Source organism: Archangium sp., assembly GCF_036277355.1.
Classification (GTDB): Bacteria; Myxococcota; Myxococcia; order Myxococcales; family Myxococcaceae; genus Archangium.
Genome location: NZ_DASUNC010000199.1, coordinates 1 through 13,815, shown reverse-complemented (window position 1 = coordinate 13,815; position 13,815 = coordinate 1). Strand labels below are relative to the sequence as shown.

Sequence of the window (13,815 nt, the reverse complement as noted above, 5' to 3'; positions counted from 1 at the left end):
ATGGATGTCTTTGTGTGCCTGGACACCCACACGCGCTCTCGGCGGCCCGAAGATTTCTCGAAACCTGTGAGCCGATTCACAGCCTCACGCGCCGAGGCCTCCTAGAAATGAGGACGTGATGGGCACGGTGGGGGGACCCGGGACACACCGGGAAGCCGAATGTGCGCCGTTGTCACCCATCCATGGGAGGGAGATATGCAAAGCGCGCAAGTCTCGTGGAACCAGGCTCCGATCGACTGGCAGCACGACTGCGGAATGCGGATGTCGCACTGCACGCCGCAGGACACCGCTCGCGGGCTGTTCCTCAATGGAATGCTGAAGTCCATCCGCGCGCTGGCCGGGGACGCCGTGGCCAAGCAGTGCCTGGAGGCCAGCGGGCACGAGCAGCTCGTGGACGTCTTCAACTACCCCGCCACGCTGCAGCTGCAGTTCCTGTCCATCGCGATGCCCGCGCTGCTCGCCCGGAGCGCGAGCCACGAGCAGGCGATGCGGAAGCTGGGCCGAGATGCGGTCATGGACTTCCTGGGGACCACGGCGGGCCGGATGCTGCTGACGCTGTCGGGGAAGGAGCCGAAGCGGCTGGTGGAGAGCCTGCCCTCGGCGCACAAGGCGTCCGTGAGCTTCGGGACGCAGGTGGTGGAGTGGATCGGCCCGAAGCAGGGCCGCGTCATCCTCAAGCGCGAGCTGATGCCGCATGCGTACTCCGCGGGCATCGTGGAGATGCTGCTCGAGCTCGGAGGCGCGACGCGGGTGGCGGTGAGGAGCCGGCAGGTGGGGCGGCTCGACAGCGAGGTCACCTTCACCTGGGACTGAGTCCCGGCGGTACCCGCTGAAGCAGTGCGGACGGTGGCGGCTGGAGCGCTCCCGGGCGAGTCGTGCGAGACTCGCCCCGAGGAGCGCTCGCCATGAATCTCATCACCCTGTCCATCCCCCTCTTCTTCCTGTTGATGGGCGTCGAGTGGTTGTGCGGACGCCTCCAGGGCCGGCGCGTGTTCCGGGGGCCGGATGTGTTCGCGAACCTCTCGCTGGGGTCCGCGCAGACGGTCTTCACCACGGTGGCGGTGGGCCTGCTGGCGGGGGCGTACCTGGCCGTCTACCAGCACCGGCTCCTCGACATCTCCGCGTCCTCGGCGCTGGCGTGGTTCGTCCTGATGTTGGGCGTCGACTTCGCCTACTACTGGTTCCACCGCGCCTCGCACCGGATGAACCTGGCCTGGGCGGCCCACGCTCCGCACCACCAGAGCGAGGACTACAATCTGGCCGTGGCGCTGCGGCAGGGGCCATTCCAGCCGCTCGTCTCGCGCTTCTTCTATCTGCCGCTCGCGTGGATCGGCTTTCCCCCGGCCATGTTCGCCACGGCGGCGGCGCTCAACACGCTCTACCAGTTCTGGGTGCACACGGAGCTGATCGGCAGGCTCGGGCCGCTCGAGTGGGTGCTCGTCACGCCCTCGCACCACCGCGTGCACCATGCCTGCAACGGCCGCTACCTGGACAAGAACCATGGCGGCATCCTCATCCTCTGGGACCGGCTGTTCGGCACCTTCGAGCGCGAGGAGGAGCGGACCACCTACGGCACGGTGAAGCCGGTCCGCACGTTCAACCCGCTGGTGGCCGCCCTGGAGCCCTTCGGTGAGCTCGTGGCCCGCGCCAGGAAGGCCCCGCGTGCGCTGGACAAGCTCAAGGTGTGGTTCATGCCGCCCGAGTGGACTCCGCCAGGAGTGGAGGCTCCGGCCGCGGAGTCCGTTGCGGGCCGGCCCCGGTTCGAGGTGAGCACCTCACGCAAGGTGGCGATCTACGTGGGCGTGGTGGGCGTGCTGACGCTGGCCGTCACGGTGCTGTTCCTCGTCCGGAGCCGTTCGCTGTCCCAGCCGGAGCGGCTCGCCTTCGCGGCCTGGTTCCTCGCGTCGCTGGGAGGGCTGGGCGGAGTGCTGGAGGGCAAGCGCTGGGGCCCGGTGGTCGAGGCGGTGCGGCTCGCGGCGGCACCGCTCGTGGTGGCCGTGCTCTGAAAAAACAACGGCCGAGTCCACTGGAGGAGCAGTGACGAGGGCCTACGTGTGATGATGCAGACTCTCCACGAGGTACGGATCATGGCGCGCGATGAGCGGCACCGAGCCCATCGTCCGCGTCACCGTCAACACGAACAGCGCCCCGAGCCCCAGCAGCCCCGCCGCGTCCCACACGCCGACACCCGCGGACTCGGGCATGTTGGCGGGGGAGATCATCAGGTGCAGATCCAACCACCGGCCCGCCAGCATGATGCCGGCGACGAAGCACAGGTGTATCGGGTTGCGCTTGGCGGGCTTCGGCAACAGCAGCACGAAGGGCAGCGCCCAGTTGAGCGCCAGGTTCAGGTAGAACAGCGGCCCCCAGCCCCCGTGCATCCGGTGGATGAAGTAGACGGTCTCCTCCGGGATGTTCGAGTACCAGATGAGCAGGAATTGCGAGAACCAGAGGTAGGCCCACAGGGTGGCGAAGCCGAACATCAGCTTGCCCAGGTCGTGCAGGTGGCTGGTGTTGATCTCCTTCATCAGCCCCGAGCTCTTCATCAGCACCACGGCCAGGGTGATCGCCGCCACGCTCGACTCCAGCATGCCGGCGATGTTGTAGAGCCCGTAGATGGTGCTGAACCAGTGCGGCTCCAGGCTCATCAGCCAGTCGAAGCTGGCCAGGCAGAAGGTGATGGCGAACACCACCAGGAACACCGCCGAGGTGGCCACGTTCCGCCGCGTGGGCCTGGGTGAGGCCTCGGAGTCCTGGGCCAGGGAGTTGCGCCGCAGCCGCCAGGTGAAGAAGGCCCAGATGGCCAGCATGACGGCCATGCGGATGGCGAAGCCCGGCGCGTTGAGGAAGGCGGCCTTCTGGTGCAGCAGGTGGTCCGTCTCCATGACGCCAGGGCGGGCCCACAGGTACAGCGAGGGCAGCCCCGCGAGCACCACCAGCAGGCTCGCCCCACCCACGGGCACGTAGGAGGCGAAGGCCTCGGGGATGCGCTTGAAGACGGTGTACCAGCCCGCGTTGGCCACGGAGTTGAGCGCGAGGAACACCGCGCCGCCCAGCGCGAGCGTGAGGAAGAAGAAGCCGTTGATCAACAGGCTGGAGAAGCCACGGGTGGGCGAGAGGGCCAGGCCCGCGCCCAGTGCGGACAGGCCGAGCGCCGCCACACCCATGCACACCCTGCGGACGTTGGGGCCGACGACGATTCCCGAGGAGCTCATGGCGTGTCCTTCCGCGCGGTCCGCGCCGGAGACTGCAGCGAGCGCAGGTAGTGGACGATCTTCCAGCGATCCTCCGGCGACACCTGGGAGCCATGGGCCGGCATCAGCCCCTGTCCCTGGGTGATGATGTGGAAGATCTGCCCGTCGGCGAGGCCGCGGGCGTGCTCGGCCAGCAGCGACGGAGGCCGGGGGAAGCGCGCGGCCACCAGGCCGTCCCCGAGCCCGCCCGAGCCGTGGCAGTGCGAGCAGTAACGGTTGAAGGCCACCTTGCCGCGCGCCAGCACTGGCTCCGAGGACTCGAAGGGATTCTTCAGGTCCGTGGCGGCGCGGGTGGCCTCCTGGGGGCCCGGGCCGTAGTGCAGCGGCGAGAAACCCCGGGGAATGCTGCCCGGCGCGGGCGCCATCAACGTCTTGCCATCGCGCGTGTTGGGGTTGGGCGCGTAGCTGTCGTACGGCACGGAGCTGTACATGTCCGGCGCGTACTCGAGGTTGGGCTGGGAGACGTCCCGCTCGCAGCCCACCTGCAGGGCCGCGGCGAGCACGCCGGTACCAATGAGAAGCCGCTTCACGACGCCACCTCCATCTGCTCCACCTCCAGCGCTCCGTGGCGCTCGAGGAGGGCCTTCACCTTCGCGTCCGACTCGTCCGCGCGCAGGGCCAGCACGAAGCGGTCATCCGTCACCCGGGGCAGCGCCTCCCGCTTGCTGCCGGGGAAGGACTTCGAGCGCAGCAGGAAGGCCGCCACGGTGAAGAGGCCCGCGAACAGCACGGTGAGCTCGAACGTCACGGGGATGAACGCCGGGAATGAGTTGAATGGCTTGCCACCCACGTTGAGCGGCCAGCTCACCACCGACGTGTAGTACTGGAGCGACAGCGCGGACGTGGCGCCCAGCAGCCCCGCCCCGAAGCACACCCAGGTGAGGCGCGAGGACTTCAGCCCCATGGCCTCGTCCATGCCGTGGATGGCGTAGGGCGTGTAGACATCATGCACCGCGTACCCGGCCTCGCGGGCGGCCCGGGTGGCCTCGAGGACGTGCTCCTCGCTGTCGAAGTAGCTGAGCAGGACGGACTGGGACGGGCTCATACCGGCATGTCCTTTCGCACCGCCACGGCCGCCAGGGCCGGGGTGGGCAGGGGCTCCGGCGCCTCGGCCGGGTGCTCGTGCGGAGTCTCGGAGCCGTGGGCCGGGTGGGAAGCATGCTCCGGGGCGTGCGAGCCCCGGGCGAAGGCCGCCACGCTCTTCACCTCGCCAATGGAGATGATGGGCAGCACCTGGGTGAACAGCAGGAACAGCGTGAAGAAGAGGCCGAACGTGCCCACGAAGGTGCCCACCTCCACCACCGTGGGCGTGTACATGGACCAGCTCGAGGGCAGGAAGTCCCGGTGCAGCGACGTCACGATGATGACGAAGCGCTCGAACCACATGCCCACGTTGATGACCAGCGACAGCACGAAGATGGCCGCGGGCGACGTGCGCACCTTCTTGAACCAGAACAGGTGCGGCGACACCACGTTGCACGTCACCATCGTCCAGTACGCCCACGCGTACGGACCGAAAGCGCGGTTCATGAACGTGAACTTCTCGTACGGGTTGCCCGAGTACCAGGCGATGAAGAACTCCGTCCCGTAGGCCAGCGACACGATGCCACCCGTGACGATGATGACCTTCGTCATGTTCTCCAGGTGGCGGAGGGTGATGAGGTGCTCGAAGCCCAGCACCACGCGGGTGATGATCATCAGCGTCAGCACCATGGCGAAGCCGCTGAACACCGCGCCGGCCACGAAGTACGGCGGGAAGATGGTGGTGTGCCAGCCGGGGATGACCGAGGTGGCGAAGTCGAACGACACGATGGTGTGCACGCTGATCACCAGCGGCGTCGCCAGGCCGGCCAGCAGCAGGTACACCGTCTCGTAGCGGTGCCACGTGCGCGACGAGCCGTTCCACCCGAACGACAGCACCTTGAAGACGGCCTTCTTCAGCCCGCCCTTCACCCTGTCTCGCACCGTGGCCAGGTCGGGGATGAGGCCGAAGTACCAGAACACCGCCGAGATGGTGAAGTACGTGCTGATGGCGAACACGTCCCACAACAGGGGCGAGCGGAAGTTCACCCACAGGGAGCCGCGGCTGTTGGGGTACGGCAGCACCCAGAAGGCGTTCCACGGCCGGCCCATGTGGATGACCGGGAAGATGGCCGCGCACATGACGGCGAAGAGCGTCATGGCCTCGGCGGCGCGGTTGATGCTCGTGCGCCACTTCTGCCGGAAGAGGAAGAGGATGGCGGAGATGAGCGTGCCCGCGTGGCCGATGCCCACCCAGAACACGAAGTTGGTGATGTCGAAGGCCCAGCCGATGGTCTTGTTCAGGCCCCACACACCGATACCGGTGGAGACCTCGTAGGTGACCATGCCCACGCCCACCGCGAGCGTGGCCACCGCCAGGGCGAAGGCCACCCACCACATACGGGAGGGCTTGCGCTCCATGGGGGCGCAGATCTCCTCGGTGAGCTGGCCGAGGGTGCGCTCCTCACTGACGAGCGGCACCCGGAGGGTGGAAGTGTGCTGGTTGCTCATTCCGCGCTCCCGTTTCCGGTGTTGCGAATCTTCGTGAGGTACGTCACGGCCGGCCCGATGTTGATCTCCTCCAGCAGCCGGTAGGCGCGCCCGCTCTTCGCCAGCTTCGCCACGTCGCTGTCCGGGTCGTTGATGTCGCCGAAGTGGATGGCCCGCGCCGGGCAGCTCTGCTGGCACGCGGTGCGGATGTCTCCGCCCCGCAGCTCGCGGCCCTCGCGCTTCGCCTCGGCCTTGCCCTCCTGGATGCGCTGCACGCACATGGAGCACTTCTCCATCACGCCACGCGTGCGCACCACCACGTCCGGGTTGAGCACCAGGCGCTCCAGCGGCTCGTCGTGCTTGTAGTCGAACCAGTTGAAGCGGCGGACCTTCGTGGGGCAGTTGTTGGCGCAGTAGCGGGTACCCACGCAGCGGTTGTAGACCTGCTGGTTGAGCCCCTCCGTCGAGTGCACCGTGGCGAGCACCGGGCACACCGTCTCGCACGGAGCGTTCTCGCAGTGCTGGCACATCATCGGCTGGTGCACCACGCGGGGCGCATCCGGCTCGCCCTCGTAGTACCGGTCGATGCGCATCCAGTGCATCTCGCGCTGCCGGAGCGCCTCGTCCTCACCCACGATGGGGATGTTGTTCTCCGCCTGGCAGGACACCACGCACGCCGAGCAGCCCGTGCACGCGCTCAGGTCCACCGCCAGCGCCCACTTGTGGCCCTTGTACTCGTGGCCGGACCAGATGGAGAGCGGGTGGCCACCGCCGTGCCCCCCCTCCTCCTCGTTGCCCGCGCGCGGGTTGGCGAGGAACTCCGCCAGCTCCGCCTCGCGCACCAGCCCGCGCCCCTCCATCGAGGCATGCGTCTGTGAGAGGGCGAGCGGCTTCTTCTCGGGCGTCACCTCCAACTTCACCCCGAGCGCCGCGCGGCGCACCTTCCCGTTCGTAAAAGAGGCCAGGACGAAGGCGTTTTCCCCCACTGCGTTCCCGATACGTCCCACCTTCGTCCGGCCGTAACCCATGGCGAGGCCCAGCGCCCGCGGATGCGTGCCCGGCTGCACCAGCGCCGGTACCGCGAGCGTCTTCCCTCCCGTGCTCACCCGCACCACCTGGCCGTCGCTGATGCCCAGCTTCGCGGCCGTGGCGGGCGCCACACAGAGGTAGTTGCCCCAGGTGGCCTTGGAAATCGGATCCGGCATCTCCTGCAGCCAGCCGTTGTTGGCCAGCGCGCCGTCCCTCAAGCCCACCTTTTGATACAGAACCAGTTCGAGCCCCTCGTCCGCCGCCGCCGTGCCCGCCAGCGCCTCCGCCACGCTCTCGGGGCGGAACGCGGGGCTCTCGGTGGTGGCCGGCTGCGGCAGCACCACCGCCACGCCCTGGCGCACCGCCTCGTCCCAGAAGGCCTGGAAGCCCGTGGCCACGTTCGCGCGCGGGAAGATCTCCGCCTCCCAGCGGGCGCGCAGGAAGTCGTGGTGCGACTGCTCCACCCCGGCCCACTTCAGCAGGGACTCCACCGTGCCGCGCGTCTCGTGCAGCGGCGACACCACCGGCTGGCGCAGGCTCAGCACCCCACGCCGGGGCTCGGCATCGCCCCAGGACTCCAGCGGCGTGTGGTCCGGCGCGTGGAAGCGCACCAGCGAGGCCGTCTCGTCGAGCCGGTCACTCGTGGCCACCGTCACCGCCACGTCCTTCAGCAGCGCCACCAGCGACTCGCCCCGGGGGTGCGTATAGGCCGGGTTGACGCCGTGGAAGAGGACGCCGCCCACCTGCTTCGCCTCCAGCTCCGCGAGCAGCTCGCCCAGGGTCATCGCCCCCGTGTCCAGGGTGATGCCGCCGGAGACGGAGACCGTGGTGCCGGCATTGCCGAGCAGCTCGTTGGCCTGGTTGGCCAGCACCTGCGCGGCGGGCTCGTCACCGCCGCACACCACCAGGGCCTTCTCCTTCGCGGACCACAGCTCGTCGGCCAGCGTGTCCAGCACGGCGGCGTCCACGCGCGGCGCGGGCACGCCCGACAGGCCATCCACCACACGCCCGGCCTTCTGGGCCAACCGCTTCACCAGCCCCGCCAGCGCGGGCACCAGGTCCGACGCGGCCACTGGCACGCGCTTGTCGGCACTCGCACCCGTCAGCGTCATCAGCGGCTCGAGCTGCCAGTGCCGAGACATCTCCCGCGAGCCAGCCGCGTCGCGCGCCGCGCTGTACTGGCGGGTGAAGGCCACCGGCGACACCCAGGTGCCGAGGAAGTCCGCGCCGAAGCTGGCGATGAGCTTCGCCTGATCGAAGCGGTAGTCCGGCACCACGCGCACACCGTGCGTGAGGCGGTGCGCCTCGGCGATGGCCTCCAGCTCACCGGTGGCGTCGTAGCGCACCGTGCGCGCCATGGGGAACGCGGCGAGGAAACGCGCCACGGCGGCCTCGGCGGTGGGCCCCATCACCCACGGGAGGACGAGCCGGATGGCCCTCCCCTCCTCCGCCACCTTGCGCAGCCCCTCCGTGACGGCCTGGTCCAGGCTCGCCCACGTGGACTTCGTGCCCCCCACGGACGGCCAGCGCGAGCGGTTGGCGTCATAGAGGGACAGCACGGACGCCTGGCCCACGGCGCACACGCCACCGCGAGACACCGGGTGCTCCGCGTTGCCCTCCACCTTGATGGGGCGGCCATCGCGCGTCTTCAGCAGCACGCCGCACTGGGCGCTGCACGCGCCGCACGTGGACGCGTACCAGAGGGACAGGCCGGGGGTGAGCTCGTCCGGCTTCGTGAGGAAGGGCACCGCCTTCTGCACGGGGGCGCGCTGGCAGGCCACCATGGCCGCCGCGGCGCTCAAGCCCATCACCTTGAAGAAGTCCCGGCGCGAGCTCGCGTCCGGAGGCTGGGCCGCCACGCCCACGGGCAGCTCCTCGGCGAACTCGTTGCGCGAGCGCTCGAGCACGGCCGGGTCTCCGGCCCGCGCGGCCAGGCTCTGCCAGTATTTGGGGGTCGTCTCGGACATGGTGCGCGTTCCTCAGCGGTGGCAGCCGGAGCAGTCGGTGGGAGGATTCAGGGTGCGGGACGCGGGGGTGGTGGGAGCCTTCACCGTGGGCACCCCGGACGCGGAGGCCATAAGCACACCGGATGCCAACGGCGGCACCGGCGCCTTCGCCTGCGACTCCTGCGTCTGGCGGTGGCAGTCCAGGCACCAGCCCATGGTCATGGGCTCCGCCTGCTCCAGCCGCACCATCTCCTGCACCGGGCCGTGGCACTTCTGGCACTCCAGCCCGGCGGTCACGTGGTTGGCGTGGTTGAAGTACGCGTGGTCCGGCAGCCGGTGCACCCTCACCCACTCGATGGGCTTGTTCAGCTTCACCGCCTGGGTGAGCTTCTGGATCTCCGGCGAGTCCGTCTTCACCTGGGTATGGCAGTTCATGCACACCCCGGCGTGCGGGATGCCGGCGTGCCGGCTCTTCTCCGCGCCCACGTGGCAGTACTGGCAGTCGATCTCGTAATGGCCGGCGTGCACCGCGTGGGAGAACGCGATGGGCTGCTCGGGCATGTAGTTCTGGTTGTTGTTCACCGGCGTGGTGTCACAGCCGCCCATCGCGAGGGCGGCCAGCACTCCGGAGAGCAGCGTGGCTCGGGTCGGGTCGATCATGGGATGTCTCCGCCTAACCGGCGGTCTCCTCCCGGGCGGACACGAGGCCGGGCGCGGAGGATTCCGAGGCCAGCCAGCGCGTGAGGGGCCAGGCGAGCAGCAGCGCGAGCACCCCGAAGAGGTGCAACCGCACCGTCAGCGGCAACTGGGCGATGAGCGTCGCGTCCGGCTGCAGCGTCACCAGCGAGCGCAGGTACGGCACCACCACGCTCACGTACCAGGCCGAGGCCCAGCGGTACGCCACGGCGATGACGAGGCCATTGAGCACCTCGGCCAGCAGCAGCACCTGGAAGGGCAGCCACGCGCGGGCACCCGCGTCACGGCTCGACAGCCTGCGGGTGATGCTCGCCACCAGGCCCCAGGCCAACATCATCCCGCCGATGAGCCCCACCACCTCCAGCAGGAAGAGGCGCATGGGCGAGCGGATGAAGAGCTGCACCGGTTGCGGCAGGAGGAAACAGGCCGCGTGCCACAGCAGCATGATGGTGGCGCCCACCACCAGGGACACCGCCGCCGAGCCGGTGCCCTCGCGCTCCACCAGGCGCATCACCCAGGCGGAGAGCCGCTCACGGTGGCGCAGCCAGGTGGGAACGCCCACGGCGAGCACCAGCACCAGGTACGGCAGGGAATCGTAGAGGAACGTGTTGCTCACGGATCGCCTCGCTCTCTCAGTCCTTCGCGCGGCCACGGCCGCCCAGGACGATGCCGATGAATCCCAACGCGACGCCCATGCCCACGAAGCCCAGGTAGAAGAAGTCCCGGTCCTTCCGGGGCGGCGTGCCGTCGCGCGAGACGCTCGCCAGGTATGCCTTCACCTCGTACTGCTCCGCGTCCGTCAGCGGTGCCTTCCCGTAGAGCTCCTTCATCAACGGGAAGTCCATGTCCTTGAGCGCGGGCGTCATCTTGCGCTCGCCCAGCCGCGCGAAGGAGAAGGTCAGGTCGCGCGACAGCGTGCCGCCGCCCACCACGCCAATGTCACGCACGTTGTGGCAGCCGATGCACGGCGGGCCCCCGTTGGCCAGCGCCGCCCGGCCCTCGAAGAGCTGACGGCCGTGCTCGATCTGCTCGGGCGTGGCGTCCGAGGCCAGCTTCGGCCCGGTGTCCCCCGGCTGGCAGCTGCCCTTCTCGGCGCAGTCCCGGAAGAACGCGAACAGGCCCTTGCGCTCGTCGTCGGTGAGCTGCTGGTCCGGCATCCGGACGCCGTTGAACTTCTTGAGCAGCTCGTTGGCGATCGGGTCCCCCCCGTCGATCATCGCCCCCGGGCTCTTCAGGAAGGTGGTGACCCAGGACTCCTCGCGGCGTGTCAGCACGCCCATCAGGTCCGGGCCCACCCGGTCTCCCTGCCCCACCGAGTGACAGCTCGCGCAGCGCTGGTTGAAGAGCTGGGCCCCCTCGGGGACTCCCTGCGCCGCCGCGGGCAGCGCGGCGAGCAGCGCCAGCATCGGCAAGGCGGCGACGGCCAGTGCCCGCCCTCGGCGTCGGCTCAGGACGTGTGTATCCATCGCGGAGTGCCCCTCCTCATGAGAGTCCGGACACCTCGCCCGGCTCATCGCGCCGCTTTGCAACCGCAAGGCCAGCGGCCGGGCGGGCCTCACCCCGAGAGGGCACGTGCGTCCACGCGAAGTGTCAGGTGCGCAGCATTTGCGTCCGCGCATTTGCCGCGCGCAGCATTTGCCGCGCGTGCTCCCGGCGCCGTCTCTTCCGCGAGCCCGAGGCGTATCGCTTGCAGTGCTCCGGAGCACTTCCATGAGCACGCACCACCGCCCGGACCCGTCCCCCGCACGTCTTGATCTCGGCTCCCTCTTCTTGGGACCCAAAGGAGAGAACGCCGATACCTTCGAGCGCCTGTTGCTCGAGGCCTTCCGCGACCACGTCTTCTGGCGCCGCAACCTCCACCCCGAAGACGGCTTCTTGATTCAAGAAGCGGAGAAGCGCGCACCGGGCTACGAGGACTCCGTCTCCAGGCTCTCGCAGGAGCTGCTGGGGCTGCTGGGCCAGCTCAAGGGTGGCGTGCCCTCCTTCAGTCCCCGCTACATCGGGCACATGTGCTCGGACCTCACGATGGCGAGCCTCATCGGCTACTTCGCCACGATGCTCTACAACCCCAACAACGTGTCGGCGGAGGCCTCGCCAGTGACGACGCGGTTGGAGCTGGAGGTGGCCGGTCAGCTGGCGCGGATGGTGGGCTACGCGCCGGAGCGGTACTGGGGACACCTCACCTCGGGCGGCACGGTGGCCAACTTCGAGGCGCTGTGGGTCGCGCGCAACGTGAAGTACCTCCCGGTGGCGCTGCGGCACGCCGCGGAGGAGGCCGGCGTGAAGAAGCTGGAGGTGCGGCTGCCGGACGGCCGGGAGACGCGCCTGAGCGAGCTGAGCCTGTGGCAGCTCCTCAATGTGACGCCCGAGGCCGCGCTGGACGCGCTGGAGCGCTTCCGTGCGCTGATGGGAGACGCGGGCCGTGCGCTGGAGCTGGTGACACGCCATTCATTGGCGGGGCTGGGCTACCAGGAGTTCGGCCTCCGGCTGGCCTCCGAGTTCAAGGACGCGCTGCCTCCCGGCGTGGTGCTGGTGCCCTCCACGGCGCACTACTCGTGGGACAAGACGTGCCGGGCGCTGGGCATCGGCGCGCGGCAGCTCATCCACGTGCCGGTGGACACGAACTTCCGCATGTCGCCCTCGGCGCTGGAGGACACGCTGCGCACGCTGGCGGTGCGCCGGCAGCCGGTCATCGCCTGCGTGGCCGTCATGGGCTCCACGGAGGAGAGCGCGGTGGACCGGTTGGATCTGCTCGCGGACATGCGGGAGCGGCTGGGCCGGGAGCTGGGCATGGCGTTCCACCTGCACGCGGACGCGGCCTGGGGCGGCTACGCGGCCTCCATCACGCGGGGAGCGGATGGCGAGCGCCGCACCTACGAGGAGACGCTCGCGGACTACGCGCCGGAGGCCTGGCCCACGGAGGGCGTGTACCGGTCCCTGTGCGCGCTGGAGCGGACGGACTCGGTCACGATTGATCCGCACAAGCTGGGATACATGCCGTACCCGGCGGGCAGCATCACGTTCCGGGACAAGCGGGTGCGAGACCTGGTGTCGGTGGAGGCGCCGTACCTCTTCCACACCGGAGGCCACGAGAGCGCCTACCTGGGCCGCTCCATCTTCGAGGGCTCGAAGCCCGGCGCGGCGGCGGCCGGCGTGTGGATGAGCCACCAGGTGCTGCCGCTGAACGCCAGCGGTTACGGGCGGCTGGTGGGCGAGACGGCGAAGGGGGCCATGGCGCTCCACCGGCGCATCGCGGGCGGGGACTGGGCACCGTTCAAGCTGGTGCTGCTGCCGCCGTCGGACCTGAACATCGTCTGCTTCGCGGTGGGGCACCCGGCCCTGGAGACGCTGGAGCGGACCAATGACTTCGTGGACCGCATCTACCGGGCGCTGAGCGTGGGCCCGGACACGCTGAAGCGGCCGGACTACTACGTGACGAAGACGGAGCTGCGCGCCCATGAATACGGACGCGCGGCCCTGCCCACGGTGGAGCGGCTCGGATTCACCCACGCGGACTACGACCGGGCCGGAGGGGTGGCCGTGCTGCGCTGCACGGTGATGGACCCCTTCCTGGCCTCGCGCCGCGGCAAGGTGGACTACATCCGCGGCTTCATCCAGACGCTCGGAGAGGTGATGCGCGCGGAGCTGGAGGCCGCCCGGCGCCAATAAATCTGTCGAAACTGCTTCTACAATCAGATAAAAGAGGCCACTCACTAAATTCGCAAAACTCAAAAAGGACTTGATAGAATTGACAAGCAACGAAGGCGTCAGAACAAGGCCGGCTGTACTCGTGTTGGAAAACATCTGGTCGGACGATCTTGCAGACTCGACCAGTGTCCGCCCCTTCCTTGAGGGTTGGGCAGCATCGCTCGACGTCAGAGTAGGATTTCGCAGCTACCATGGCCGTGACGATCTTGTGCATTGGCTTAGTGAATTCTGGTCAGCAAAAAGCAATCCCTGGATCTGCTACATTGCTGGGCATACTAGCGGAAACCGCCTCTCTGGACTGACAAGCAATATCAATCTCACCCAAGCATTCTCTAGCGCAATCCCCAGAAAACCCGGCCCACAACTTGATGTTGGCCCCAACCCCAAGGGAGTGCTCCTTGGTACATGCGTAGTTGGGGGAAGAGCGAAACGCCTTGAATTACTGGAGTCGACAGCAAACTCCCTGCAGTGGGTCGCAGGCTACGAAAAAGTTGTTCCCTGGATGGAATCAACTCTCTGCGAACTGCTCTTCCTCACCCCGCCTTATTCACCAGAAGGGCTGGAGGGTGACCGGAAAAGAAGGGTGACGCGCCTGACCTCCCGAGTGGTAGAGGGGTGTTGTTCAGACAACCACCACCAAACGGCAGGAGGCGCGTCATGGGTGAAATCCT

12 protein-coding genes are annotated in these 13,815 nt (G+C 68.6%); 4 read left to right on the top strand and 8 right to left on the bottom strand.

The genetic code is table 11. The annotated features are described in order from the left end of the window. Positions 1 to 195 precede the first annotated feature (195 nt). Complete coding sequence (locus tag VFZ09_RS48940; RefSeq protein WP_329734752.1) at positions 196 to 813, top strand: TIGR02265 family protein; 618 nt, start codon at positions 196 to 198, stop codon at positions 811 to 813. A 92-nt stretch (positions 814 to 905) separates the two neighbouring features. After that, positions 906 to 2,006, top strand: a complete 1,101-nt coding sequence (locus tag VFZ09_RS48935; RefSeq protein ID WP_329734751.1) for a sterol desaturase family protein — start codon at positions 906 to 908, stop codon at positions 2,004 to 2,006. Positions 2,007 to 2,048: 42 nt separating this feature from the next. On the opposite strand, the gene VFZ09_RS48930 is transcribed toward VFZ09_RS48935, so the two are convergent. The 8 genes from VFZ09_RS48930 to VFZ09_RS48895 are packed head-to-tail and all read right to left on the bottom strand — an operon-like array spanning position 2,049 to position 10,902. Further along, the gene (locus VFZ09_RS48930; protein WP_329734750.1) at positions 2,049 to 3,215 is read right to left on the bottom strand and encodes a hypothetical protein; all 1,167 of its coding nucleotides are present in this window, start codon (positions 3,213 to 3,215) and stop codon (positions 2,049 to 2,051) included. After that, entirely contained in the window at positions 3,212 to 3,784 is a 573-nt protein-coding gene (locus tag VFZ09_RS48925; RefSeq protein WP_329734749.1) for a cytochrome c, read from the bottom strand. The genes VFZ09_RS48930 and VFZ09_RS48925 overlap by 4 nt, the downstream gene beginning before the upstream one ends. Continuing rightward, positions 3,781 to 4,299, bottom strand: coding sequence for a DUF3341 domain-containing protein (locus tag VFZ09_RS48920; RefSeq protein WP_329734748.1), 519 nt, complete (start codon positions 4,297 to 4,299; stop codon positions 3,781 to 3,783). The genes VFZ09_RS48925 and VFZ09_RS48920 overlap by 4 nt, the downstream gene beginning before the upstream one ends. Further along, positions 4,296 to 5,786 carry an NrfD/PsrC family molybdoenzyme membrane anchor subunit gene (nrfD, locus tag VFZ09_RS48915; RefSeq protein ID WP_329734747.1) on the bottom strand — a complete coding sequence of 497 codons (1,491 nt, stop codon included), beginning with the start codon at positions 5,784 to 5,786 and terminating at the stop codon, positions 4,296 to 4,298. Before nrfD ends, VFZ09_RS48920 begins: the two co-directional genes overlap by 4 nt. Continuing rightward, complete coding sequence (locus tag VFZ09_RS48910; RefSeq protein ID WP_329734746.1) at positions 5,783 to 8,761, bottom strand: TAT-variant-translocated molybdopterin oxidoreductase; 2,979 nt, start codon at positions 8,759 to 8,761, stop codon at positions 5,783 to 5,785. Before VFZ09_RS48910 ends, nrfD begins: the two co-directional genes overlap by 4 nt. A 12-nt stretch (positions 8,762 to 8,773) precedes the next feature. Further along, the gene (locus VFZ09_RS48905) at positions 8,774 to 9,400 is read right to left on the bottom strand and encodes a cytochrome c3 family protein (RefSeq protein WP_329734745.1); all 627 of its coding nucleotides are present in this window, start codon (positions 9,398 to 9,400) and stop codon (positions 8,774 to 8,776) included. Positions 9,401 to 9,413: 13 nt separating this feature from the next. Continuing rightward, on the bottom strand, positions 9,414 to 10,052 hold the full coding sequence (locus VFZ09_RS48900; protein WP_329734744.1) for a respiratory nitrate reductase subunit gamma: 639 nt from the start codon (positions 10,050 to 10,052) through the stop codon (positions 9,414 to 9,416). Between the two features lie 16 nt (positions 10,053 to 10,068). Then, positions 10,069 to 10,902, bottom strand: a complete 834-nt coding sequence (locus VFZ09_RS48895; protein ID WP_329734743.1) for a cytochrome c — start codon at positions 10,900 to 10,902, stop codon at positions 10,069 to 10,071. Between the two features lie 304 nt (positions 10,903 to 11,206). Between VFZ09_RS48895 and VFZ09_RS48890 the strand changes: the two genes are divergently transcribed. Together VFZ09_RS48890 and VFZ09_RS48885 are read left to right on the top strand one after the other, a co-directional pair. Continuing rightward, a complete protein-coding gene (locus tag VFZ09_RS48890) occupies positions 11,207 to 13,105 on the top strand; it encodes a pyridoxal phosphate-dependent decarboxylase family protein (protein ID WP_329734742.1) in 1,899 nt (632 codons plus the stop codon). Between the two features lie 121 nt (positions 13,106 to 13,226). Continuing rightward, positions 13,227 to 13,815 (top strand): hypothetical protein (locus tag VFZ09_RS48885; RefSeq protein ID WP_329734741.1); only part of this gene is annotated, 589 nt, incomplete at its 3' end.

Coding starts and splice junctions, on each gene's coding strand:
- VFZ09_RS48930 (WP_329734750.1), bottom strand. CDS start 3,215: ATGAGCTCCTCGGGAATCGTCGTCGGCCCCAACGTCCGCAGGGTGTGC.
- VFZ09_RS48940 (WP_329734752.1), top strand. CDS start 196: ATGCAAAGCGCGCAAGTCTCGTGGAACCAGGCTCCGATCGACTGGCAG.
- VFZ09_RS48935 (WP_329734751.1), top strand. CDS start 906: ATGAATCTCATCACCCTGTCCATCCCCCTCTTCTTCCTGTTGATGGGC.
- VFZ09_RS48920 (WP_329734748.1), bottom strand. CDS start 4,299: ATGAGCCCGTCCCAGTCCGTCCTGCTCAGCTACTTCGACAGCGAGGAG.
- VFZ09_RS48910 (WP_329734746.1), bottom strand. CDS start 8,761: ATGTCCGAGACGACCCCCAAATACTGGCAGAGCCTGGCCGCGCGGGCC.
- VFZ09_RS48895 (WP_329734743.1), bottom strand. CDS start 10,902: ATGGATACACACGTCCTGAGCCGACGCCGAGGGCGGGCACTGGCCGTC.
- VFZ09_RS48905 (WP_329734745.1), bottom strand. CDS start 9,400: ATGATCGACCCGACCCGAGCCACGCTGCTCTCCGGAGTGCTGGCCGCC.
- nrfD (WP_329734747.1), bottom strand. CDS start 5,786: ATGAGCAACCAGCACACTTCCACCCTCCGGGTGCCGCTCGTCAGTGAG.